Source organism: Hyalangium minutum (assembly GCF_000737315.1).
Classification (GTDB): Bacteria; Myxococcota; Myxococcia; order Myxococcales; family Myxococcaceae; genus Hyalangium; species Hyalangium minutum.
On sequence record NZ_JMCB01000011.1, the window covers coordinates 1 to 22,575 of the forward strand.

General features: G+C 69.2%; 21 protein-coding genes. 11 read left to right on the forward strand and 10 right to left on the reverse strand.

What is annotated here, in order from left to right:
• Positions 1–50: 50 nt before the first annotated feature.
• Complete coding sequence (locus tag DB31_RS26445) at positions 51–500, reverse strand: Ig-like domain-containing protein (RefSeq protein ID WP_044192640.1); 450 nt, start codon at positions 498–500, stop codon at positions 51–53.
• Positions 501–687: 187 nt separating this feature from the next.
• Here DB31_RS26445 and DB31_RS26450 point away from each other — a divergent pair, with 187 nt between their 5' ends.
• The gene (locus DB31_RS26450) at positions 688–1,965 is read left to right on the forward strand and encodes a YecA family protein (RefSeq protein WP_044192642.1); all 1,278 of its coding nucleotides are present in this window, start codon (positions 688–690) and stop codon (positions 1,963–1,965) included.
• A 34-nt stretch (positions 1,966–1,999) separates the two neighbouring features.
• Here the strand turns inward: DB31_RS26450 and DB31_RS26455 are convergent, their stop codons facing one another.
• From DB31_RS26455 to DB31_RS26465, 3 genes are all read right to left on the reverse strand, one after another.
• Positions 2,000–3,238: a cyclic nucleotide-binding domain-containing protein gene (locus tag DB31_RS26455; RefSeq protein ID WP_044192645.1), complete on the reverse strand. Its 1,239-nt coding sequence runs from the start codon at positions 3,236–3,238 to the stop codon at positions 2,000–2,002.
• Between the two features lie 19 nt (positions 3,239–3,257).
• Positions 3,258–4,499, reverse strand: a complete 1,242-nt coding sequence (locus tag DB31_RS26460) for a cyclic nucleotide-binding domain-containing protein (protein ID WP_044192649.1) — start codon at positions 4,497–4,499, stop codon at positions 3,258–3,260.
• A 178-nt stretch (positions 4,500–4,677) separates the two neighbouring features.
• Entirely contained in the window at positions 4,678–5,370 is a 693-nt protein-coding gene (locus DB31_RS26465) for a class I SAM-dependent methyltransferase (RefSeq protein ID WP_240486898.1), read from the reverse strand.
• Positions 5,371–5,540: 170 nt separating this feature from the next.
• Between DB31_RS26465 and DB31_RS26470 the strand changes: the two genes are divergently transcribed.
• From DB31_RS26470 to DB31_RS26485, 4 genes are read left to right on the forward strand one after another with little or no spacing between them, the layout of a single operon-like run.
• Positions 5,541–6,884, forward strand: coding sequence for a WD40/YVTN/BNR-like repeat-containing protein (locus DB31_RS26470; protein WP_240486899.1), 1,344 nt, complete (start codon positions 5,541–5,543; stop codon positions 6,882–6,884).
• Positions 6,859–7,494: a hypothetical protein gene (locus tag DB31_RS26475; RefSeq protein ID WP_044192654.1), complete on the forward strand. Its 636-nt coding sequence runs from the start codon at positions 6,859–6,861 to the stop codon at positions 7,492–7,494. Before DB31_RS26470 ends, DB31_RS26475 begins: the two co-directional genes overlap by 26 nt.
• Positions 7,491–8,750, forward strand: a complete 1,260-nt coding sequence (locus DB31_RS26480) for a YncE family protein (RefSeq protein ID WP_044192655.1) — start codon at positions 7,491–7,493, stop codon at positions 8,748–8,750. Before DB31_RS26475 ends, DB31_RS26480 begins: the two co-directional genes overlap by 4 nt.
• Positions 8,747–9,445, forward strand: a complete 699-nt coding sequence (locus DB31_RS26485; protein WP_044192656.1) for a c-type cytochrome — start codon at positions 8,747–8,749, stop codon at positions 9,443–9,445. Before DB31_RS26480 ends, DB31_RS26485 begins: the two co-directional genes overlap by 4 nt.
• Here DB31_RS26485 and DB31_RS26490 read toward each other — a convergent pair.
• Entirely contained in the window at positions 9,382–10,494 is a 1,113-nt protein-coding gene (locus DB31_RS26490) for a heparan-alpha-glucosaminide N-acetyltransferase domain-containing protein (protein ID WP_075306214.1), read from the reverse strand. The two genes, DB31_RS26485 and DB31_RS26490, sit on opposite strands and share 64 nt — an antisense overlap.
• A gap of 132 nt (positions 10,495–10,626) precedes the next feature.
• Between DB31_RS26490 and DB31_RS26495 the strand changes: the two genes are divergently transcribed.
• Together DB31_RS26495 and DB31_RS26500 are read left to right on the forward strand one after the other, a co-directional pair.
• Positions 10,627–11,439 carry a hypothetical protein gene (locus DB31_RS26495; protein WP_052420256.1) on the forward strand — a complete coding sequence of 271 codons (813 nt, stop codon included), beginning with the start codon at positions 10,627–10,629 and terminating at the stop codon, positions 11,437–11,439.
• 53 nt (positions 11,440–11,492) lie between these two features.
• A complete protein-coding gene (locus DB31_RS26500) occupies positions 11,493–11,900 on the forward strand; it encodes a DUF2203 domain-containing protein (RefSeq protein ID WP_044192657.1) in 408 nt (135 codons plus the stop codon).
• 12 nt (positions 11,901–11,912) lie between these two features.
• Here DB31_RS26500 and DB31_RS26505 read toward each other — a convergent pair whose 3' ends face one another.
• Complete coding sequence (locus DB31_RS26505; protein ID WP_240486900.1) at positions 11,913–12,533, reverse strand: hypothetical protein; 621 nt, start codon at positions 12,531–12,533, stop codon at positions 11,913–11,915.
• 89 nt (positions 12,534–12,622) lie between these two features.
• The gene (locus tag DB31_RS26510) at positions 12,623–13,798 is read right to left on the reverse strand and encodes a hypothetical protein (RefSeq protein ID WP_157232188.1); all 1,176 of its coding nucleotides are present in this window, start codon (positions 13,796–13,798) and stop codon (positions 12,623–12,625) included.
• Positions 13,799–13,958: 160 nt separating this feature from the next.
• On the opposite strand from DB31_RS26510, the gene DB31_RS26515 reads away from it, so the two are divergent.
• Both DB31_RS26515 and DB31_RS26520 read left to right on the forward strand, forming a co-directional pair.
• Positions 13,959–14,864, forward strand: coding sequence for an NmrA/HSCARG family protein (locus DB31_RS26515; protein ID WP_044192663.1), 906 nt, complete (start codon positions 13,959–13,961; stop codon positions 14,862–14,864).
• 39 nt (positions 14,865–14,903) lie between these two features.
• A complete protein-coding gene (locus DB31_RS26520) occupies positions 14,904–15,608 on the forward strand; it encodes a hypothetical protein (protein WP_044192665.1) in 705 nt (234 codons plus the stop codon).
• 27 nt (positions 15,609–15,635) lie between these two features.
• Here DB31_RS26520 and DB31_RS26525 read toward each other — a convergent pair whose 3' ends face one another.
• A complete protein-coding gene (locus tag DB31_RS26525; RefSeq protein ID WP_044192666.1) occupies positions 15,636–15,929 on the reverse strand; it encodes a YgaP-like transmembrane domain in 294 nt (97 codons plus the stop codon).
• A gap of 107 nt (positions 15,930–16,036) precedes the next feature.
• Positions 16,037–16,969, reverse strand: coding sequence for an ornithine cyclodeaminase family protein (locus DB31_RS26530; protein WP_044192668.1), 933 nt, complete (start codon positions 16,967–16,969; stop codon positions 16,037–16,039).
• A gap of 262 nt (positions 16,970–17,231) precedes the next feature.
• On the opposite strand from DB31_RS26530, the gene DB31_RS26535 reads away from it, so the two are divergent.
• Positions 17,232–19,289, forward strand: a complete 2,058-nt coding sequence (locus tag DB31_RS26535) for an ATP-binding protein (RefSeq protein WP_044192669.1) — start codon at positions 17,232–17,234, stop codon at positions 19,287–19,289.
• 7 nt (positions 19,290–19,296) lie between these two features.
• Here the strand turns inward: DB31_RS26535 and DB31_RS26540 are convergent, their stop codons facing one another.
• Entirely contained in the window at positions 19,297–21,078 is a 1,782-nt protein-coding gene (locus tag DB31_RS26540; RefSeq protein ID WP_240486901.1) for a Sapep family Mn(2+)-dependent dipeptidase, read from the reverse strand.
• A 68-nt stretch (positions 21,079–21,146) separates the two neighbouring features.
• Here DB31_RS26540 and msrA point away from each other — a divergent pair, with 68 nt between their 5' ends.
• Positions 21,147–21,806: a peptide-methionine (S)-S-oxide reductase MsrA gene (gene msrA, locus DB31_RS26545; protein ID WP_044192671.1), complete on the forward strand. Its 660-nt coding sequence runs from the start codon at positions 21,147–21,149 to the stop codon at positions 21,804–21,806.
• Positions 21,807–22,575: the final 769 nt, after the last annotated feature.

A 22,575-nucleotide genomic window follows, 5' to 3' on the forward strand; every position in this document is an offset into this window, starting at 1 on the left:
AACTCACTCAGCAGGTAGAACACGGCACGGCCTACCTGCTCAATAGGGTTCTACTCCGGCTGCTCTCTCCCCAACCAAGTCCCTCCCGGTGAACGGTTACGTTTCGTGGTCGTGTCCCATTTGAGCGTGTAGGGGCTCGTGAGCGTCGCCTGCAGCTCGTCGCCCGCGAACAGTTCCACTGTCTCAGGTGTCCCGTTCGTCACCTCGACACGGACGTCCACGGCTCCGTTTGTGTAGGTCGTCGCCGCAGGCGCCAGCAGCCTCACGACCAGATCGGACTCCACATCGGGGCCCTCCGGCTCGATGTCCGGCAATTTGATGCAGCCAGCCACTACACCGAACAGCATGACGGCAAGGAATGATGATTGGGTTCGGGTCATGGTGATGCCCTTCTTGCAGAAGCCGTTCCGCCGCGGTGACGCCGGGCCCCTCTCGCCTTCTGGCCTCGACTGGAGGCGGGCCCTGCTGAGCGTCTCGACAGAACTCCCTGGAATCTTCACAGCTTACGCTCTTCACCCCCGAGAGCTCCCAGCCCACCGTACTTTCTCTGACCGTCTCCGGCCGTGAACGGACCGTCCGCCAGCAGAGACTCCGTTCCTCAAGTCCAGGCCCGGCTTCGTTGCCTTCCCGCCGATCCCTCACCCCACCCGCGACGGATTCGCCCCAGGGCGCTACGGTGCGGCGTGAATGAGCTCCGCCAAGCCCGGCCGCAATGACCCGTGCCCCTGTGGCAGTGGGAAGAAATACAAGGTGTGCCACGCCGCCGAGGATCGCGCCCGGGAGGCCGCCTCCGCCGCTCCACCCCACCCGCTCACCGCCGACCTCAAGGCCGCCATGGCCCTGCTCGGGGACCCGGACGTCTCCAAGCTCTCCCGAGCCCTCGAGCACCTCGGCGCCTTGCTCACCCGGTGGGGCCCCACGCCCCAGCTCCGCTTCGATGCCGCAGCCTTCGATGCCTACCTCTCCAAGGCGCTCGAGTCCCTCCCGGACACCGTCGAGCAGAACCCCGCTCAAGCCCACAGGGACTTGCTCGTCGGCACCGTGCGCGAGTTCGGTACCCGCCCCTTCCTCGAGGGCTTCCGCGCCTCCGTGCTCCAGCGCGCCTCCGAGTCCGGCCACTCCTCCGAGGACCGTCAATCCCTGTGCGTGGCCGCCCTGCTCGCCTCGCCCTCCAACAAGCCCAACCGCTTCCGGCCCGAGGACATCCCCGTCCTCGATGTCGTCTTCGGTGTGCAGTTCCATGAGTGGTGCGCCCAGCACCAGGAGCTGGCCAGCAAGTTCGAGGCGCTCACCCGCTTCGCCGAGGGCGATCTCTCCCCCGAGGCCAAGGAGGCCCTCCGCCAGGCCAGCGAGGGCAACATGGAGGCCCTCCTCCAGCACGTGCAGTCCGACCCCGCCCTCGTCGAGCGCATCGCCCGCGAGGCCAAGGAGCGCGCCGCCCGCGTCGAGGAGAAGCTCAAGCAGCCCTCCACGCCCTCCCTCTTCGCCCCCGAGGAGGAGCTGTGGTTCACCTGCGTCCTCTGGGAGCCCATGCAGGCCGCCAAGAGCGCCCAGCAGAACGAGGGCACCCGCCGCTCCGCCGTGGAGAACCTCATCCGCGCCGTGAAGGCCGCGATCGACTCCGAGCTTCTCCACGGGATGCTCGAGCGGCTGCGTCAGAAGGCGAAGGACTCCACCCTGGATGAGGCCACTCGCGCCTTCTTCATGGACGCCGCCATCGCCGTCGAGGCCGAGCCCTCCCGCATGGTCATGGCTGCCCTCTTCACCTCCAGCCAGGAGGCCCAGGGCCGCTCTGCCGAGGAGATGGTCGCGCTCGCCGACATCAAGGCCCACACGAACTGGACCCCCGAGCACTTCGAGCCCTACCGGCAGCTCCTGGAGAGCATGAACCTGCCCAAGGCCGCGGAGCGCATCCGCCGCTGCCAGGACTGGCTCCGCGAGCACCCCATCGCCCTGAGCAAGTGACCCACCCGAGCGGCGCGCCCAGCCGCCGCACCGCTCAGACGCGCAGGTCGCCTTCGTGGTGGTCGCGGCCCGAGAGCAGCTTCGCGGTCCGCTGGAGCCGCTCCGTGCCCACCCGCGTCAGCGTGCTGCGCATCCCTGGCTGGCTGAGGATGAGCCGCTCGAACGCGGCCCGGTCCAGCCGCAGCACCACACTGGTGATGTCCGCGCGCACCGTCGCCGTCACCGGCTTGCCCAGCAGCAGCGAAATCTCTCCGAACACGTCCCCCTCACGCAACGACGGATAGGCCTTCTCCGGCCCTCCCAGCGGCGAGTGGTACGGCGTCAGCTTCCCGCGCAAGAGCAGGTAGAAAGCGTCGCCCTCGTGCCCCTGCTGGAGCACCACGTCTCCCGGCTTCACCTCGCGCAGCTGGAACTCGCGGGCCACCGTCTGCTTCTGCTCCGTGGACAGCGGCGCGAACACCGGGTTGCTGCGCAGCAGGTTCTCCACCATGCGCTCGCGGTAGAAGGCCTGCACCACCTGCCCCACCACCGGGAAGCGCCGCACCACCTCGGTGAGCTTCGCCCGAGACAGCTCCAGCAGCACCACCGGCTGGATGGCCAGCACGCTCGCCAGCCGCGGGCCCTCGGAGATCAACGCCAGCTCTCCGAAGAAGGAGCCCTCCTCCAGCTCGCCCACCTTGCGCTTCTCGCCACCCTGGAGGTGCCGCACCACCACCACCCGCCCCTCCACCAGCGCGAACATGGACACGCCGTGCTCGCCCTCCTCCACCACCATCTCGGCGGCCGGCTTCTTGCGCACCTCCATCGCCTCCACCACCGCCGCGAACGGCTCGCGCGGCAGCTTGGAGAACAGCGGCACCACTGGCATTCCCTCCGCGGGCCTGTGGTCGTCGTGGTGCACCAGCTCGAACTCGGCCCCGGAAACAGGCGCGGGTCCACCGCCCGTCCCCGTGCCTCGTGCTCCATAGAGGTCCGCCAGCGCCCGAGGCGTCCGCGTATGCCCCGGCTCCAGGTTCAGCAGCCCCTTGCAGGCCACGATGGCCCGCAGCAGCTTCCCCGCCCGGGCCCACGCCATCGCCGCCTGCTCGTACGCGGCCACCGCCTCCACCCGCCGCCCGAGCCGCTCTTGCAGCTCGGCCACCCGCTGGTGGCTCGCCGCATCGTCCGGCGCGGCCTTCACCACCTGCGCGTATTCGGCGAGCGCCGCCTCGAGCTGATCCAACGCGCTCAACCGTGCGGCCCGCTCCCGGTGCCGCTGAAGCTCGTCCGTCATTCCACTGCCCCCAACGCCTTTACGCGCTCAGCGCGCGCACCCGGGCTGCCAGGTTGCGCGTGAAGAGCCGGTAGATTCGCAACGCCGCCGCCTCGTGAGTGTCCAGGTAGTGCTGGAAGCCCGCCCGGGTGATGCGCAGCGCGCGCACCGCCGTCCGCGCTCGCACGTGCGCCGAGGTCGGCCCATCCTGAATCAGCGAAATCTCCCCCAGGTACGCCCCGGGCCCCAGGGTGTTGAGCCGCTTGGCGTCCGGCTCCGGGCCGCTGAACACGTCCACCGTGCCCTCCAGCAGCACGAAGAGGCCCGAGCCCTGCGCGCCCTTCTCCAGCACCGTGGCGCCCTCGGGAATCAGCACCTGCTGCGCCACCCGGTACAGGTCCTTCATGTCTTCCAGCGACAGCTCGCCGAAGATGGGGATGGCCTTGAGGTAGCCGTACCCACTGGTGGCTGGCGTCACGCGGGCCATGGGAGGCACCGAGGGCACCGCGCTCCCCGAGCCGGGCAGCTGCGCCAGCACCTGGTCCGCCTCCGCATCCCGGCCCACCCGCCGCAGCAGCCGCGCCTGCTCGGCCATCACCGCCGGATCCTTCCGTGCCTCCTCGGAGCCCCGCAGCGTGTCCACCAGCAGCGCCAGCGCCCGCCGGGGCTGGCCCTCGTTGTCCAGCAGGGTGCAGATGCGCAGCACCGACTCCAGGTGCCGGGGGTCATCCGCCGGCACGCCGCACAGCGCCTCCACCTCGGCGTGCACGTTGCCCAGCTCGCGGTACACCGCCGCCGCCTCCAGCGGACGCCCGAGCCGCGCCAGGCACTGCGCCATGGACTCGCGAGCGCCCAGCCCGCGGTACAGCTCCAGCGCGCGCTCCAGCGCCCCGCCGCGCTCCAGCGCCGCCGCCGCCTTGGCGATGTCGCCCGCGCGCAGGTACGCCTCGGCCGCATCCACCTGGTTGCCGCCCTGCTCGTACAGCGCCGCCGCCTCCGCATCCGCGCCACTGCCCTGCAGCAGCCGCGCCGCGCCGTTGAAGTCGCGGGCCTTGCGCAGCACATCCACCAGGAGCTTGCGCTGCTCGCTCGGAGCCGCGAGCGCCTCCTTCAAGAGCCGCTCGCGCTGCGCAGCGCTCATGTCCTCATACAACTGAACCGCCGTCTCCACTTCGTCGCGCGTGGCCAGCCACTGCACCACTTGGTAGGCGCTCCCGCTTGACGGCTGCTCGCTCTCGTCCGCGTTCGCGTTGTTGTTGGATCCCGCCGAGGATTGCTCCATGCCGTATTCCTATACCGCCACAGGCGATCTTGGCGACGAGTTAGCGCGGGTGCCGGGGCTCCCCTCCACACCGGGCGTGGAGCCTCACAAGCTACCACACCCCTCCTGCCCGAGGCCGTTTCGTCCGCCAGCCGACACTCTGTCAGGTTCCCTTCAGAATTCCCTGGGGAGCGCTCTGTCAGGTCCCCGCCCGCGCGAAGAGGAGGAAGTACTGGTTGGGGAGAAAGCCGTGCTCTTCGACGAAGCGGTAGCCCGCGGCCTCCAGCTCCTGCCGCACCTGCGCGGGCTCCAGGCGGTGCTGCTCGGGTGGACCCATGGGCTGGCCCTTGCGAACGTCGATGATGGCCACCCGGCCGCGCGGCGTCAGCGAGCCCAGGAGCTTGCGGAAGTACGCCGTCCGCTCGGAGATGTGGTGGTACGTGTCTACCACCAGCACGAGGTCCACGGGCTCTGGGAGCTTGGGATCCGCGGGCTCGCCGAGCACCGCCGTGAGGTTGCCCAGCCCCTCGCGCCGCGCCCGCTCCGAGAGGTAGCGCGCCATGTCTGCCTCGATGTCCACGCCGTAGACGTGGCCCTTCGGCAGGGCCCTCGCCAGCCGCACCGCGAAGTACCCCGTGGCCGAGCCCACATCCGCGACCTTCGCGTCCGGCGGCAGCGCGAGCGCGGCGATCACCTCCTCGGGCTTCTGCCAGGCATCCCTCGCGGGGTCCTCGAACCGCTGAGCCCACGTCTCCGCGTCCTCGAAGCGGTGAGGCATGGCGCCATGGTGGACAATGCCTTGTGAAGGGTGGCCCTGCGGGGCCGAGCACGCGCTGCAGGTGAGGAGCGCCAGGGCGGGTACGACGAGGCAGAGAGGGAAGCGCTGCGGCACGAGTTCCTCCAAGTGAACAAGGGCGGGCATTTTCGCGGCGGCCAGGAGTTCCGGAAAGGTTCCATGCGGCAAAAAGCCACATCCTCTCAACCTCTCGATGGATGGAGCCTCGCGCCCGGAGCAGGTCCGGGCGCTATCGTGCAGACCGCGTCACCACCCCGGAGCCCATTGTGCTGAAGCCTCTCCCCTCATCGTGCTGGAGGCTGTTGCTGGTCCTGCTGGCGCTGAGAGCCGCCCCCTCACTGGCCCATGCGGGCCTGCCCGAGACGAGCAACCTCAGCCTCCGCCGAGGCAGCCAGGACGACTTCATCTCGGGTACCACCTTCGGCGCGGTCATCACGCGAGACCGGGGGCAGACGTGGCGGTGGATCTGCCCCGAGGGCATGGGCAGCGGCGCCTGGCGCCCGGAGCGCTTCTTCTGGCTGAGCGGAGGAGAGCTGATCGCCGCCACGGGCAACCCGCTGATCCGCTCGAGCGACGCGGGCTGCACATGGGCCTCGCACCCCTTCTTCAAGGACACCTGGGTGACCAACCTCGACGTGCACCCCACGGACGAGCGCATCATGTTCGCCACCACGGGCAAGCCGTCGGTGGCCAACGGTATCTACCGCTCGGAGGATGCGGGAGCGACGTGGACCCCTGCCCTGTCGCCACGGCCGGAGGACCGGTACTCCTCCCTCCGCATCGCCCCGTCCGATGGCCGGCGGATCTACGCTTCGGGGCAGGACTCCACGGGGGCGATGTTCATCGCCCGCAGTGACGACGCGGGTCAGACGTGGACCCGCCTGCCGCAGCCACTGCCTCAGCTCCAGCGGGCGTATGACTTGATCCTGCTGCTGGTGAGCGAGACCTCGCCCGACATCCTCTGGGCCCGGGTCTCGGCCACCGAGGACAACATGGGCTACAGCTACCTCCTCAAGAGCACGGACGGCGGCGCCACGTTCACGCCAGCGATGAAGACGGTGGATGTCATCGTCAACGCGGAGGCCTCCGCGGATGGCCGCACCGTCTGGGTCTCCACACCGGTCCACATGTACCGAGGCCGCGAGGGCGAGGAGTTCATCGAGCTCCCGCTGCCCAATGGCAACGCCTGCGCGCTGCGCGTGGGAGACACGCTCTATGGCTGCGGCTCGAGCTGGGTCCACGACTGGGCCCTGGCGCGCAGCTTCGATGAGGCCACCACCTGGGAGCCCGTCTTCAACCTCAACGGCATCCAGGGCGCGCACCAGTGCCCGGTGGGCACGACCGTGCAGCAGCTCTGCCCCACCCGCTGGCCCCAGCTCGCGGCCATCCTCGGCGCGCCCACCTACAGCGATGGGGGCGTGGACTCGCCACCGGATGCCGGGACCGCTGAGCCGCCCGCCGACCCACCCTCTGACGAGAAGTGTGGCTGCGGCAGCACCGCGGGCGCATTTCCTTCGGCCCTGTTGTTCCTCACCCTGGCCCTGGGCCGCCATTCACGGCGTACTCAACCTGGAGTCACTGATCATGACCACGAGACGACGCGTTCTTGAGAGTGTCTGCGCCTCGGCGCTGCTGCTGTTCACCGCCGCTTGCGGCAAGGACGAGGAGGAGGGGCCCAAGTGCGGCGAGCCCCTCTACGGCGGCTCCGCCACGGACGAGGTATGGATGACGATGGTGGACGCGCAGAAGAAGAGCGCGGACACCTCGAAGGCCGTCACGGTGACGTGGCCGTACGAGGGCGCGTATCACTCCCTGAACAATCCTCCCCCAGCCATCACCTGGACGTCGCCGCTGCGGGCCTCGCTGGTGCGAGACACTCCAGGCAAGCTCGCCCAGGCGTCGCCCCGGCGCTCTCGCGGTGTCCTCTCGTGGCTGGGCGAACTGTTGATCCCCACGGCCGAGGCCCACCTGCCGCCGTACACGGGAGACATCTACTGGGTACAGATCACGGTGCCGGGCCGCGAGTGCCCCGTCGAAATGCTCACCTCGGAGCTGTCGTGGCAGTTGGATGCGAACACGTGGAGCCCCATCTCGGAGCCGACGACCCAGGGCCTGTCCCTTCAGATCACCAGCGCCTACCTCCAAGAGAACCGCCTCAAGGAGGGTCCCTTCAAGATGGCGCAGCCGCGCACCTTCCAGCGCTTGAGCCCCTCGCCATGACCCGTACCCGCTTGCTGCTTGTTGCCCTCGCGCCGATGGCCCTGGGCGCGTGTGGAGACAAGGACACGACGGGCCCGCTGAAGGTGCCAGAGCTGGAGTACGGCGTCGATCAGCCCTGGCCCACGCCTCCCGCCCTGCCGCCCATCGGCCCGGCGGGGCGCATCGTCATCACCAACAACATGGATGACACCCTCAGCCTGCTCGATCTGGACACCATAGGCTCGGCGGACTGGGGCGAGCTCGCACGCATCCCCGTGGGCCTCAACCCCGTGGAGCTGGAGGGGCCTCACCACTCGGTGGTCTCGCCCGATGGCGCCTCCTATTATGTGGGCATCTCCAACTACGTGCCCGGCTCCGGCTCGGGGCCCCACGGCACCCACGGCGCGGGCACGTCGGATGGCTACTGCCTCAAGCTCGACTCGGCCACGAACCGGCTCATCGGCTCCGTGCGCGTGGACCCCAACCCGGGCGACGTCATCGTCAGCAAGGACGGGCGCACGCTGTACCAGACGCACTTCGACCTGGTGAAGATTGCCGAGGTCGCCAAGCGCGGAGGAACTGAGCGGGAGATGGACTCGCGCATGGCCATCATTGATGCGGAGACGATGACGCGTAAGGCGATGGTCTCGGTGTGCCCCGCTCCCCATGCGGTGCGCCTGTCCCAGGATGAGCGCCGGGCCTTCATCGCCTGCTGGTCGGACGAGGTCGCCATCGTAGACCTGGAGCAGTCCACCCCCTCGGTGACGCGCGTGAAGGTGGCCACTAACGCGGGCACAGCTGTCTCTCCCCAGAATGAGCCGTATGCTCTCACTGTGTCACCCACCACGGGCGGGGTGTGGGTCAGCTCCCTCGCAAGTCGCTCCGTGCAGTACCTCGACCCGGACACCCTCACCATGGATCCCGCCCGGACCGTGAACCTCCGGAATGGCTCGCCGATGTTCGGAGACTTCACCGCCGATGGGCGGACCCTCTACATGCCGTACCAGGGCGTTGAGGCCATCGCCATCATTGACCCAGCGATGGCCGGACAGCCCGGTTATTTCCCTCCCGAGATTCCCCTGGCACCCAGCGGCTGCCTCAACGTCCATCAGGTGGAGCTGACGCCGGACGAGCGGCATGCGCTCGTCGTCTGCGAGGGCGACCACGTGGGACCCGGCACCTTCCACGTCGTGGATCTGGCGGAGCGCAAGGTGGTGAAGACCGTCCAAGTAGGCATCTTCCCGGACTCGGTGGCCCTCCTGCGGAGGCGGCCATGAGGTGGGGTCTGCTGACGCTAGCCGTGCTGGCTGCGGGCTGCGGCGGCAGCTCCTCCGCGAAGGACTTCGGCGAGGAGCTGTTCCAGGACGCGCGCCTGTCCGAGAGCCAGTTCAATAGCTTCTCGTGCTCGACATGCCACGCGGACACCGCCACGCCGGAGGCCAGCCGCATCCTCTCGGGCTACACGCTCCACAACTCGGCCTTCCGCCCGAGCTGGTGGGGCGGCTACGAGACGAACCTGCTGGACGCGGTGAACTTCTGCTACGTGAACTTCATGCGCGGCGTCTCTCCGCTGGCCCCCGAGGACCCGAAGTCCCGCGCCCTGTATGAGTACCTCGTCAGCATCAGCCCGGACACGGAAGCCCCGGCACTACCGTTCACCGTGGTGAAGGACATCGGCGACATACCTCGGGGCAACGCCACCCGCGGCGCCGAGGTCTACCGCGCGGCCTGCCAGACGTGCCATGGCGAGACGCACTCGGGAAAGGGGCGCCTCACGGAGCTGGCCTCCATCCTCCCCGAGGTGACGGACTCGTACGGCTCGATCTTCCCGGGAGTGCCCAAGCAGCTCGTGGTCATCGAGAAGGTGCGGCACGGCCAGTTCTTCGGGGTGGGCGGCAGCATGCCGCTCTACAGCCGCGAGGCCTTGTCGGACGAGGACCTGGGCGCACTGCTCGCGTTCCTCGGGCTCTGAGCTCCGAGCCGGGCCAGCAATGCCTCGTAGCGGGGATAGAGCCACTCGACAGCTTTGATGAGCAGGGTGGTGGCCACGACGAGCCCCACCCAGCTCACCCCAAAGAGCCCCCACCCGAGCTTGTCCCGCGCGGCGCCCGCCAGGGAAATGCCCCAGAACTGGCCGAAGAGAAGCATCTCGTGGAAGAAGTAGCCTGCCAGCGAGCTCATCCCCAGCGTCTCCACGAAGCGCGCCGCCAGGCCTTGCCGCCACCGCTCGGAGAGCCAGGACTCCAGGAGCAGCAGTCCCATGAGCACGAGCGCCACGATGAAGATGCGCTGCCCGTGGTTCCCCCGATAGCCCACAGCGGGCGGGAAGACCTCCATCACGAAGGATGCGAGCCGGGGGAGCACCCACCCGATGCCCGCGATGCCCCCGAGGACGGCCATGAGGCGGGGGACGCTCGCCCCCACCGCCAGCGCTCCCACGGAGGCGCCCAGGAAGACGTAGCCTGCCCACGGCAGCAGGGGGAACAGCGACTGGTGAGGCCCGCGGCTGTTGACCACGTCCGCCCAGGGTCCCGTGACGGACGCGCCGTAGGGCACTGCCAGGAAGATGCCGAGCGCGATGAGGAGCGCGCTGACGAAGAGCGCGACGGGCCGGCGCGCGAGGCCAGCCACCAGGGGCACCGCGAGCACGAGCGACACCCCGATGCACGGCAGGATGTCCAACCGGAGCAACCAACCGGGCTCCACCCTCCAAGGAAACCAGATGGCATTGACGAGCACCCCCACGGCCAGCACCTCGCCTATCCGGCGCAAGCTCCGGCGGACTCGTGGCCAGCGCGGCCCCTGAGCTCCCCGGACCTGCACGAGCGCCAAGCTGAAGCCCGCGGCAAAGATGAAAGCGGGGGCCACCAGCCCGTTGATCCAGTCGAGGATCCGGCCCTCGGGAGACGCGCGCAGCTCCGGGCGGAGAAGCGCCGTCGCATGCGCCTCGATCATGAAGAGGACGGCGAGGCCTCGGAGCCAGTCGAAGGCTTTAATCCGTGAAGGGGATGAGGAAGGCACGGCGCCGGGGACGATGGAGCCAAGAACGGGGGGAGAGCAAGGGGACGTCAGGGCCGCGCTGAGCGTCGGGCCGTGGACGCCCTTCCCTCCTGGGGCTGGGAACTGGCAGGCAATGGACCTAACTTGGAGGCCATGAGCCTGCGGTCGCCCATGCAGCTCACGCTCTTCGATGTCCCGGCGGCCTCCCGAGCCGAGCCGGAGCGCCCTCGCTCGCCCCGGACTCCCAAGCCCGCCTCCCCTCCAGACGAGCACCGCTCCCTGCCTGACAAGGCCGAGGCCCTCCCGCGAGCCGCCGAGCTGGCGCACCGGCTGTCCACCCTGCTGAAGCTCCCCGTCCACCTGACCCTCACGGACAACCGCGCGACGCTGGTCAGCTTCCGCCGCCTCCCCGAGGAACTGCGTCTCCGCGTCCACCACCTCTTCCTGGATGCCCCCGAGAACGTGGTGCGCGCCATCGCCGCCTTCGTGGGCCGCGGAGACGCGCGCGCCCAAGCCGTGCTGGAGGAGTTCTCCCAGGGGAAGCGAGAGAAGGTGCGGCGCACCCGCCAGCCGGGCGCTCCACTGAAGGCCCGGGGCCAGTGCTTCGACCTGCGCGCCATCTACGAGCGCCTCAACACCACGCACTTCCAGGGCCTCATCCAAGCAGACATCGGCTGGGCGCGGCGGCCTGGGCGCAAGCAGCGGAAGACCATCCGCCTGGGCACCTACGACGACCGGCTGCGGGAGATCCGCCTCCACCCCGCGCTGGACCAGCCCCACGTGCCCGCCTTCGTGGTGGACGCCGTCGTCTTCCACGCCATGCTCCACCAACTGTTCCCGAAGGAGCCTGGGAGCTGCCCCTCGGCGCACTCGCCGGAGTTCCTGGAGCGAGAGCGGGCCTTCCCCCTGCTCGACGCAGCGCTGCGGTGGCAGCACGAGCACCTGCGCGCCCTCCTGCGAGGCTAGGCCCGCACTTCTTGTGGCATCCGGGGAGGACCTCCCTGCATGCTGTGAAGGCAATGCGCTACTTCGGAGTGGAAGAAGCAAACCGGCTCGTCCCCGTGCTGAACCAGCTCTTCGAGCGAGTCCGCCCCTGGGTGGAGCAAGCCCAGAAGCTGGCCACCGAGCTGGAGCCGCTCCAGGTCCAGGGCGCCCGGGACGCGCACACCGAGCGGGTTCGCGGGGAGTACGAGTCGCTCCTGGGGAAGATCCGCACGGAGCTGCTGCAGCTTCAGGAGATGGGCATCGAGGTGAAGGCCGCCGACGGGCTGGTGGACTTCCGGGCCCAGCTCGGCGGGCGCTCGGTGTACCTGTGCTGGCGCTACCCGGAGACGTCGGTGTCCCACTGGCACGAGCTGGACACGGGGTTCTCGGGCCGCCAGCCCATCCGCGATCCGGGTGAGTTCATGCCCACCTACCTGAGCTGATGTTCAAGCCTGTCAGGCCTCAGCAAGCCCCTTGCGCAGCAGCTGCAGCTTGTTGCGCGCGGAGAGCAACTGCTGGCGCAGCGAGTCCGCCTGCCGGCCGATGTCCGTGAAGTCCTGCTCCTCACCCAGCTTCGTGACGGCCGAGGCCTCCTCGGCCACCTCTCCCATGCGCTGGTTGAGGGCATCCAGGATGCCGAGCACCTCCGCGTTCTGCTCGCTGCTCTGGGCCTTGGCGCGCTGCGCGGCGAAGTCCTGCATCCGCTGGTTGAGCTCGGCGGCGCTCTGTCCCAGGGCGCCATAGCGCTCCAGCAGCGCCTTGAAGGCCTCGGCGCGCTGCTGGAGCTCCTGGGCGCGGGCGTTGACGGACTCGGCCTGGGTCTGCTGCCGGTCGCGCGTCTTCGTCACCGCCGCCACCAGGGCGCTCACGGCCGCGTTGAGCTGCTGGTCCTGCTCGGCCACGTCCCGCAGCAGCTTCGAGGCGCGCTCCAGGTTCTTCTCGGAGTTGAGCGGGGCCTTGCGGAACTGATCCGCCAGCGACTCGAAGCGGGTGAGCTGGGCGTCCAGGGACTCGGCGGCGGCAACCAGCTCGGAGGAGGGCGACTTGTCGCGCTTGCTCATAAGGGGCGCCACCATGGCACGCCTCGGGCGCGTTGCAATGTCCAGAGCACCTCCCTGGCTCCCGAGCGTTGCCCACGGACACCTGTACTGCCCGCGGGCCTTACTCAGGTGGACTGCGCGGGAGCAATCCGGAGCGTGCCCTCCAGCGGCGCGCCCAGGTCCACCATGAGCCGGGCCAGCGCCTGGGCCGCGGGCTCGGCGGTGTCTCCCAGGCGGACGAGCATGTCCCCCACCTCGTCCGGAGTCCGCGCGAGCGCGAGCGTCTGCAGCCCCACGTCTCCCTGCCACAGCTCCATCGCCTCCGTGCGGGCCTCGCGCAGGAAGCGCTCCACGTCGATGCCGTTGCGCTCACACACGCGCAGGCGCGCCAGGTCCCGCCACAGCATCACCTCCTGGTCGGCCAGGAGCAGCTCGGCGTGCCACCGTCCCTCCAGGTCCTCCGCCTCGCCACGCAGGCCTCGCGCGAGCGCACGCACCGTGTCCGGCGAGAGATGGCTGAAGACGACAGACAGGTCTCCCCGCGTCTGCTGACCCGCGGAGTCGATGTGCACATTCCAGAGCACCATCCGCCCGGTGAAGCGGGCCGAGGAGCGCACCTCCACGCTGCCATCGTCGTACTCGGCGGACCACTGCACGTTGAGCACGCTCTCCGCGTCCAGCCTACGGGCCTGGCGCAAGAAGCGCAGCTCCGGGCCGGGCGTGCGCTGCTGCGTGAAGACGGCCACCCGCCCCGAGCGCAGCACCCCACCCTCCGGATCCGCCAAGGGCACGGCGCCGAAGCTCACGAAGTGCTGATAGGCGCTCAGCGTGCCCTCACGGGCCAGATCCAGGTCCGCCGTCCGCCCCAGCGAGCGCTCCAGCATGGGCAGCGTCTTCGGCTGCGAGACACCGCCGAGCGGCTCCAGCCCCGCGAACGGATCCTCCACCTGCGCGCGCACGGAGGTGGTGGTGACGCGCAGCAGCTGCAGGTCCAGCCGGCTCACCTCGTGGAGCCGGCCCTGAGCACCCTCTCCCGCTCCCTGCGCCTCCCAGCGAAGGGTGCTGCCCTCGGGGATCGTCATCGGCTCGGGGAGGCTGAGCGGGGGCAGCTCGGCGGAGCGCAGCATCGCCGCCACCGTGACGTTCGTCTCCAGGTAGCAGCCTGCCGGCACTTCCCTCACCCACGGCACGCCCCTGCCCGCATCCAGCAGGAGGATATAGGTGTCCTGGAGATCCTCACTGACGAGCGTCTCTGCGGAGGCGCCTGGCCCTTCGGCGTCGAGCGGGTGGTCCGTCGGCATGGCCTCCATGCTCGCCCGGATGCTGTGCTCCCGTCCAAGCACAATTTTCCATCCAGCCCTCGTGCTGGTCCGCCCCCCAGACGGGCATGGGGGGGGTGCTCCCGGCCCCGGGGGGGGACATGCACCTTACAGGAACACCTGGTGCCGGAGGCTGAATCTCATGGATTACCCTCGCTCTGTCCTGGTCACGGGAGCTACCGGCCAGCAAGGCGGCGCGCTGGCCCGACATCTTCGCGACCTGGGGTATCGCGTCGTCGCCTTCACCCGCCGGGCTGATACCCCCGCGGCGTACGCCCTGGAGGCAATAGGAGCCGAGCTGGCTGTGGGAGACTTCGATGATCCCGCCTCGCTGGAAGCCGCCGCTCGCCGGGCCGACACCCTGTTCGCCATGGCCACGCCTTTCGAGGCCGGGCCCGAGGCGGAGATCCGCCAGGGCATGAACCTGGTGGACGCCGCGAGGCGGGCGGGAGTGCGCCACTTCGTCTACTCCTCGGTGGCGGGGGCGGATCGGCTCACAGGCATCCCCCACTTCGACAGCAAGCACGAGGTGGAACACTACCTGCGCCGCTCCAACCTGCCCTACACCATCGTGGGCCCCACCTTCTTCATGGAGAACTACACGGGCCCCATGTTCCGCGAGGGGCTGGAGCACGGGGTGCTCGCCATGGGCCTGCCGCCCACGCACGGCCTGCAGATGGTGGCGGTGGCGGACCTGGCGAGCTTCTTTGGCCGGGTCATTGCCACCCCTGAGGACTTCTTCGGCGAGCGCATCGACGTGGCCTCGGACGAGGTGACGGGGCAGCAGGCCGCGGACCTGCTCTCCTACGTGAGCGGCCAGCGGATCCACTACCAGCAGATCCCCCTGGCACTCATGGCCGAGCAGAACGAGGAGATGGCGCTCATGTTCGAGTGGCTGGACCGGGTGGGGTACCATGCCGACATCCTCACCCTGCGCCACGAGTACCCGGAGCTGCGCTGGCACACCTTCGAGGAGTGGGCGAGGAACCGGGACTGGAGCTTCGTGGGCAGCGCGTCCAGCGTCACGTCCGGCCTGGAGGCCCACTGACCGTTCTTCTAGAATGGGAACCCTCTCACGGAGGTCTCCATGCGGAAGCACTGGCTCGGGGTCGTCACACTGCTGATCACCACGGTGGGCTGCATGAACCAGGGGAAGCTGCGTCCTCAGCCGGGCGTCGTCCCCCTGACCGAGGACGGAACCGCCGCCGTCACCGGAATCCAAGGTGTGCGGCTGGTGGCATACGGCTCGAACTGGAACGGGACGCCGTCGGACCTGGAGCACCACTTCACGCCCGTGCAGATCCGGCTGGAGAACCACAGCGGCCGGGCGCTAAGCGTTCAGTACAAGAGCATCGAGCTCGATGCCAATGGCGCCTACCGGGCGCGCAGCCCGCAGGACCTGGGTGTCATCCTGGCCACGCGGGCCACCCGCTTCGCGCCCGCTCGCCCTGCTTATGTGCCTCCGCCCACGTCACCCCACCGCCTCGGTAACCCGTCGACGAGTGAGGCAGGCCCCGTGTACACGGGCCGCGGGTACGAGGTGTCCCCCATGAACCCGGTGCCTTGCGCCACCTGCCCGTCCCTGTTCGCGTCCTTGTCCCTCCCCACTCGGGACATGCTGGAGCAGGCCCTGCCCGAGGGGCCGCTGGCGAGTGGCCAGGACCGTGAGGGCTTCGTCTACTTCGAGCAGCCGCTCCTGGGCGTGGACAAGGCCACCCTGAAGGTGAAGCTGGTGGATGCCAGCAGCGGCGAGGAGTTCGGCACGCTGAGTCTGCCCTTCGAGGTCCGCTGAACAGGACCAGAGCTCCGCGTCGCGGGCTCAGTGCAGCAGCATGCGGTCGCGTGGAGAGAGCCGCTCGTAGTACGTCCTGAAGAGGCGCTCCTCCGGGTTGAGGCCCAGGCTCTGCCGGATGTCGGCGCCCCGGATGGAGTGGCCCAAGAGCGGACCGAGCAGGCATAGATCCAGCGCCCCGGCCAGCAGTGGCCCCAGGCCCACCAGCGCCACGGCGGCGCCTCGCGGCGAACCTAGGGAGAACCCTCCCACCACCATCCCAGCTCCCGCCAGGATGCGGATCCATCGTCCTGTCCGCGACGCCATGAAGCCCAAGAGCATGCGTCACCTCCAGACGGAAGATGGGCACGCGCCCGAGCCCCATCAGGGCTCCCGGCCCGCTCCGGGTGAGCCTGCACGTCTGCTCTCCATCCAGGCTTCCCGGCGCGTCACGCGCTGAAGTCCACCCGCCGCACTTCCTCGTCTCCCTGCGCGCCCTGGTAGACGTGCCACGCCGCCGCCAGGTCCTGGAAGGGCAACCCCACCATGCAGAAGAGGGTGATCTGCTCGGGCGAGGTCCGCCCCGGACGCATCCCCGCGATGATCTCGCCCAGCTCCGCGCGGATGGACGCCTCCGTCAGTAGCGCCAAGCCGCGGTGATCACAGACGACGGTGGCCCGAGCCAGCAGCTCTGGAGAGAGCTCTACCTTGTCCTGCTCGTCCGCGCCCAGCGCGGTGATGTGCATCCCCGGGCGGATCAACTCCGGCGGCAGCGTGGCCCGCCCGCCCGCGCCCGCTACGATGATGTCGGCCTCGGCCACCGCCTCCGCCACCGAGTCCACCGCCCGGACGGGCAGCTTCAGCTCCTGGTACATGCGCATGGCGAGCGCGGCCGCCTGCTCGAAGTTCTCGTCGTAGACGAAGGCCTGGGAGAGCGTCCGCACCAGCCGCATCGACTTGAGCTGGAGCACCGCGCGGCTGCCTGCCCCGAGCAGCGCGACGCGGCTGGCATCCGGCCGGGACAGCACCTCCGTGCCCAGCGCCCCCACCACTCCCGTGCGCACCGCCGATAGGTGCGCCGAGTCCATCACCGCCAGCAGCGCGCCCGTCGCCAAGTCATGCAGCTGAAGCGTGCCCTGGAGAGGCGGCGTGCTCGAGGGGAAGCGGCCACTCACCGTCACGGAGTAGGCAGGCACGCCCGGCAGGCTCCCCGGAAAGAGCACCATGGCCGTGCCCTCGGCATGCAGGGGGACGCGCGTCCGCTGGGGTGCCACCGTCCGCGCCAGCGCATCCACACGGAACGCCTCGCGCAGGTCCTCCAGCAAGGTGAGGGCCTGCAAGTTGCGAGAGACGTCGGAGCGGGTCAGGACCAGGGTGCTCATCTTCCACCCAACCTAGCCGAGCAGACTGGAAGTCCCCATGGCCTCATCACACCCTGCGGCCCTTTTCTCCGGTGTTGGAATGAAAAGGGCCACAGTCTCCCGTCAAGGCGAGCAGGCAGGGGAGGCGTCCCACCAAGGGCCTCGGGGGGGGTCGGCCACTCCAGCCCTGGGCCGCTCGGCCTGGAATCCCAGCGAGGGCGGGGTTGTCCCATGATCCCACAGAGAGCAGTGGCCGCTGCCAGAGGTCGTCCCGGAGGTTGCGATGCTGGAGCAGGAACCCCGTCCCCAGGGTTGGGAGCCCGCGCAGGATCCTGAGGAGCCCCATCGGCTGGCTGCTTTCCTCCGCGCGCACCGGGAGGAACTCCTGGCGGACTGGAAGGGAGCGGCTCATGAGCTGCACTCGCGCCACGGCTCTGGAGAGCCGCTGGGCGAGCACCTCTCCGCGCTGCTGGATGGCATCACCGAGGCCCTGGCGCACGAAGCCCACGGCATCCCGCTACAGCTCCCCGGTGTCCTCTCCGAGGTGCATGCCCTGGCCCGCCTGAGCCAGGGCTTCGCGCTCCATGAAATCACCCATGAGTACGGGCTGCTGCGCGGCTGCATCCTGCGCCGCCTGCAGGCGTCCGCCATCCACCCCGCCCCGGGCACGCTGGCGCTGCTGGACGAGCTCATTGATCAAGCCACCATGCGCGCCGTCCAGAGCTACTCGCGCCTGCGCGAGCGCACGCTCAACGCGCTCGACGGCATGATGCAGGCTGCCCTGGACAGCCCGGACGAGGACACCCTGCTCCAGCGGCTGCTGACCCTGCTGATGGAGTCCGCCATGCGGGTGGACTCGGCCATCATCCTGCTGCGCGAAGATGGGACGCTGCGGGTGCGCGCGGCCCAGGGGCTGGAGGCGGCGAAGCTCGTGGGCCAGCGCATGCGCGTGGGCGAGGGCTTCGCGGGCCGGGTCGCCGCCGAGCGCCGGCCGCTCGCGGTGCGCTCGGCCTCCACGGATCCGCTGCTGAAGGAGGAGGCGCTGGGGCACCTGGACCTGCATGCGCTGTACGGCCTGCCGCTGATGGATGGCGATTACCTGTTCGGCGTGGCGTACATGGGCTCGCGCACCGCGTATGCCTTCTCCGAGGCGGACATGCTGGTGTTCCGCATCATGGCCAGCCGGGCCACGGCCCTCATCGTCCAGGCCCAGCTCCATGCCCGCGAGCAGGCGGCGAGAGAGGAGGCCCAGCGCTCGCTGGCCATGGTCAACACGCTGCTGGCGACCTCGCCTGTGGGCATTGCCTTCCTGGACAAACAGCTGCGCTACCTGCGCGTCAACAAGACCCTGGCCGACATCAACCACGTCTCCGTGGAGGGCCACCTGGGCCGCTCCGTCCGCGAGGTGCTGCCAGCGCCGGTGGTCACGCAGCTCGAGCCCCTGCTCCAGCGGGTGCTGGAGACGGGCGAGCCCTCAGGGAGCTTTGAGTTCACCGCCCCCGCAGGGCTGGGCTGGCCTCCAGACCGCACCTGGCTGACCAGCTACTACCCCGTGCGGACCGAGGCCGGGAGCCTGATGGGCGCCGGGTGCGTGGTGCTCGACATCACCGAGCGCAAACAGGCGGAGCAGGCGCTCGAGCGCGCCATCTCCTTCCGGGAGCAGCTGCTCGCGGTGCTCGGGCATGATCTGCGCAACCCGCTGGGCGCCATCAGCGCCTCGGCCTTCCTGCTCTCGCGGGCGGAGGGCCTGGGCGAACGCGAGCACCAGGCCGTGGAGCGCATCCGCCGCAGCAGCGCGCGGATGGCCCGGCTCATCGACGACATCCTCGACTTCGCGCGGAGCCGGCTGGGCGGGGGGATCCCCGTCACACGCCAGCCCATGAACATGGCCGAGGTGTGCAAGGCAGCGCTCGAGGAACTGCAGGTGACGTTCCCCGAGCGCCAGCTCCTCTTCGAGGTCCGCGGTGACACCCAGGGCGAGTGGGATCCGGATCGGGTGTCGCAGGTGCTGAGCAACCTGGTGTTCAACGCGCTCCAGCACGGGCGGGAAGACTCGCCCGTGCGCACCATGGTGCGGGATGCGGGCGCCCAGGTGCTGCTGGAGGTCCACAACCAAGGCGACCCCATCCCCGAGGAGCTGATGCCCCGCCTCTTCGACCCCTTCAAGCGCCGCCCGGGGGATCAACGCCCGCACGAGGGCAAGAGCGGCGCACGGAGCCTGGGGTTGGGACTGCACATCGTCCGGCAGATCGCCCTGTCGCACGGGGGAGACGTGGAGGTGCACTCCACCGCGAACGAGGGCACGTGCTTCAAGGTCCGCTGGCCTCGGAGGCTGAACTGAGCGGCGCTCACTTCGCGTTGGGCGAGAACGCCAGGGTCTGGAGCGCCTCCGCGAGCATCTGGGTGATGAGGCCCAGGTGCTCCAGGGAGATGGACTCGTCAGGTGCGTGGCCGGTGTACGCGCCCATCTCCTTCATTCCCGGACCGAAGTCCACGCCGCGCGGGAAGAGCCGGGCGTAGGTGCCGCCTCGGATGGCGATGGGGGCCAGCGCTCCGCGGATGCCCCGGTGGCGCCGGTAGATGTCCATCAGCGTGGAGACGAGCGGGCCATTGGCATCCGCCACGTGCGGCTCTCCCACGTAGCGCCCGGGCCCCTCGATGACCCGCCCATCCGTCTCCTGGGTGATGAGGGCGAGGGCGTGGTCGAGCGCCTGGTGGAAGTCCTCGTTGTTCTCCGCGGAGCGGGGACGCCGCAGGTTGATGCCGAGCGACACATTCCCGTCCTTCACGCGCAGCACCGTGGGTGCGGCGATCGTCCGCCCCATCAACGGATCCTCGCCAGTAAACCCGAGGCGCTCGCCGTGGTGGTCGCCGTCAAAGCGGCGCGTCACCGTCCGCAGCATCGCCGTGAGCCCGTTGTCCGCCAGCGGCAGCTTGTCGGCGATGGCGGCCAAATCCCACAGCGCGTTGCGGCCCTCCTCGGGGATGGAGGCGTGGACGGCCTTGCCCTGGGTGGTGAGGAGGATGCGCTGGCCGCCGCCCGAGGAGGCCGGCGCGGGTACGAGCTTCACCTCGGCCTTGAGCTCGGGCCGCTCCTTGCGGGTGGACTCGATGGCGCTCTTCACGGTGGCCAGCCCCTGCTCCACGGACTTGCCCGCGAAGGGCGCCAGGGTGAGCGAGGCCGCCGAGGGCACCTGGGTGAGGAACTCGCCGGCACTGGCATCCACCGGGAGCAGTGTTCCCCGGTCCGCCGAGTCCGACACGCCCAGGGCGGCCTCCAGCGTCAGGGCGACGAAGCCCGACTGGGCCACCACCACGGGATAGGAGGAATCGACGGAGATGACGTGCTGGGGGAGCTGCTCGGTGCGGGCGTACTCCTGCATGCCTTCCCAGGAGCTCTCCTCGTCATTGCCGACGATGATGAGCACCTTGCCCTTCTGCGGCGAGAGCCCCAGCTCGCGCGCCATCGCCATCGAGACCAGGGCCGTGGCCAGCGGCCCCTTGTCGTCCATGACGCCCCGGCCGTAGAGGCGGCCGTTTATGACTTTGGGCTCGAAGGGCTTCGTCTTCCACTCGTGGACCGGGGCGGGGACGACGTCGCCGTGGAAGACGAGCCCGAGGTGCGGAGCACCCTCGCCCCAGGCCAGCTCGAACACGTCATTGCGGCCGGCAATGCGGAACCCGAAGCCGCGCGCCTTGGCCCACTGCTGGAGGAAGCGGCCCATGGCGACCACCTCCGGGTTCTTCGCTGGAGGCACCTCGCTGTTGAACGTCTTGAAGCGCACGAGCTGCTGCGTCAGCTTCACCACGTCCTCGAGCCCACAGGCCCCCACATACAGCGCATAGCGGTCGGGAGAGGGAATGCCGGGGAGCGCCTCGGCCGAGAACTGGGCGGCGCGCTTGGCCGGGGGGAGCTTGCAGTTGGCCGGCTTGGGCTCGAGCTCCTTGTCCTCCTTGCCCTTCTTCTGGGACTTGGCGCTCAGGCGGACTTGCTTCTGGACCTTCTCGTAGAGGATGCGGGCCTGGCGCTCCATCTCCCGGAGCTGGGCGGGGGTGGGCCGGTTCACCTGCGCGAGCGCCGCCAGGGGGGCCAACAGGCAGAGGGCAAGGAGCAACGAGCCGAGGCGCATGACGGACTCACCCTAGCCTACCCGCCCAAGGAGGTGAAAACCGGCGGTGGGATGGCTAAACACCCAGCATGTTCTTCCAATCTCCGAAGAAGCAGAAGCTCCCCACGCCGGAGGAGGCGCTGAAGGGCCGCTCCGACACGATGCCTGTCCCCGAGAAGCACCATGTGCTGGGCACTCCGCTGAAGGAGCCCTTGCCTGCTGGCATGCAGGAGGCGGTGTTCGGGCTGGGGTGCTTCTGGGGCGCGGAGAAGAAGTTCTGGCAGACGCCGGGCGTGCACAGCACGCAGGTGGGCTACGCGGCGGGGCTCACGCCGAACCCCACGTACCGCGAGGTGTGCTCAGGGATGACAGGACACAACGAGGTGGTGCGCGTGGTGTTCGACCCGGCGAAGGTGAGCTACGAGGCGTTGCTGCGCATCTTCTGGGAGAACCACGATCCGACGCAGGGCATGCGCCAGGGCAACGACGTGGGGACGCAGTACCGCTCGGGCATCTACTACTTCGACGAGGCGCAGAAGCGCACGGCCGAGCAGAGCCGGGATTCGTACCAGAAGGCGCTGAGCGCGGCGGGCCTCGGCGCCATCACCACGGAGCTCCTTCCGGCGCCAGCCTTCTACTACGCGGAGGACTACCACCAGCAGTACCTGTCGAAGAACCCGGACGGATACTGCGGGCTGGGCGGCACGGGCGTCAGCTGCCCGATCGGCGTGGGAGTCTCCAGCCGCTAATTAGGCGGAAACTGACTTACTGCACAGGGTGCTCAGAGCTGGGTTGCAGATTGGCATTCATTCGACTCCAGGATGAGGACGCCCGCTAGCGACCCAACTCCTCAGTCCACTGTGAATTAAGAGCGTGGTCCTGGAGGTCCCAAATCAAGCGGATCCCAGACAAATTCTTCCGTAGGGATCAGCTTCACATTCATGAAGCCATGCTGAGTGACAAACTCCGCGAAGCGAGGGGAGACGACGACGCTCCCTTGGCATCCTCGGGGGCGGAACACGTCCTCGCCCTGCCAAGTGCCGTCTTCCAGGGTGTATCCGTGGATTGAGTCCAATCCCGTGCAGCGGCACTCAGGACACGCAATGGGTGCGGTTCGGCGGATGCGGCTCCTGGCGTCATCCACCGCTCCGCGGCCAAAGCAAGGACTGACGACGACATAGCGAGGCACAGCACTGAACTTGAGGCCCTTACGCTTCCGTCGCACACGGCCCGCTTCCACAGGATGGAAGCCGGTCAACCCGGTCAGCCCTTCTGCGCGAAAGGCCTTCGCCATGCGCTCGGAGAGGAGGAAGTCGTAGCCAGAAGCCTCCACAAAATCGCCGAGGCCCTCTCCATATACTTCTAGGTCCCCTCGGTAAGGTGGCAACCATGTCCGCAGGCCGATGACCTCGCCACATGCGGCACAGCGAGGGGCGTCTCCCGTGTTGACGGGCTCTGTTTTGCGAAATTGAGTGTCGAACTTCCCGTGCAGGTCTTCTCTCAACTCGAAAAAGCGGA

Bases quoted from the DNA above. Each gene is read 5' to 3' on its own strand.
- DB31_RS26530 (WP_044192668.1), bottom strand. From the start codon at position 16,969: ATGAGCACCCTGGTCCTGACCCGCTCCGACGTCTCTCGCAACTTGCAG.
- DB31_RS26455 (WP_044192645.1), bottom strand. From the start codon at position 3,238: ATGACGGACGAGCTTCAGCGGCACCGGGAGCGGGCCGCACGGTTGAGC.
- DB31_RS26450 (WP_044192642.1), top strand. From the start codon at position 688: ATGAGCTCCGCCAAGCCCGGCCGCAATGACCCGTGCCCCTGTGGCAGT.
- DB31_RS26475 (WP_044192654.1), top strand. From the start codon at position 6,859: ATGACCACGAGACGACGCGTTCTTGAGAGTGTCTGCGCCTCGGCGCTG.
- DB31_RS26480 (WP_044192655.1), top strand. From the start codon at position 7,491: ATGACCCGTACCCGCTTGCTGCTTGTTGCCCTCGCGCCGATGGCCCTG.
- DB31_RS26515 (WP_044192663.1), top strand. From the start codon at position 13,959: ATGGATTACCCTCGCTCTGTCCTGGTCACGGGAGCTACCGGCCAGCAA.
- DB31_RS26505 (WP_240486900.1), bottom strand. From the start codon at position 12,533: ATGGTGGCGCCCCTTATGAGCAAGCGCGACAAGTCGCCCTCCTCCGAG.
- DB31_RS26500 (WP_044192657.1), top strand. From the start codon at position 11,493: ATGCGCTACTTCGGAGTGGAAGAAGCAAACCGGCTCGTCCCCGTGCTG.
- DB31_RS26520 (WP_044192665.1), top strand. From the start codon at position 14,904: ATGCGGAAGCACTGGCTCGGGGTCGTCACACTGCTGATCACCACGGTG.
- msrA (WP_044192671.1), top strand. From the start codon at position 21,147: ATGTTCTTCCAATCTCCGAAGAAGCAGAAGCTCCCCACGCCGGAGGAG.
- DB31_RS26460 (WP_044192649.1), bottom strand. From the start codon at position 4,499: ATGGAGCAATCCTCGGCGGGATCCAACAACAACGCGAACGCGGACGAG.
- DB31_RS26485 (WP_044192656.1), top strand. From the start codon at position 8,747: ATGAGGTGGGGTCTGCTGACGCTAGCCGTGCTGGCTGCGGGCTGCGGC.
- DB31_RS26525 (WP_044192666.1), bottom strand. From the start codon at position 15,929: ATGCTCTTGGGCTTCATGGCGTCGCGGACAGGACGATGGATCCGCATC.
- DB31_RS26535 (WP_044192669.1), top strand. From the start codon at position 17,232: ATGCTGGAGCAGGAACCCCGTCCCCAGGGTTGGGAGCCCGCGCAGGAT.
- DB31_RS26510 (WP_157232188.1), bottom strand. From the start codon at position 13,798: ATGCCGACGGACCACCCGCTCGACGCCGAAGGGCCAGGCGCCTCCGCA.
- DB31_RS26540 (WP_240486901.1), bottom strand. From the start codon at position 21,078: ATGCGCCTCGGCTCGTTGCTCCTTGCCCTCTGCCTGTTGGCCCCCCTG.
- DB31_RS26495 (WP_052420256.1), top strand. From the start codon at position 10,627: ATGAGCCTGCGGTCGCCCATGCAGCTCACGCTCTTCGATGTCCCGGCG.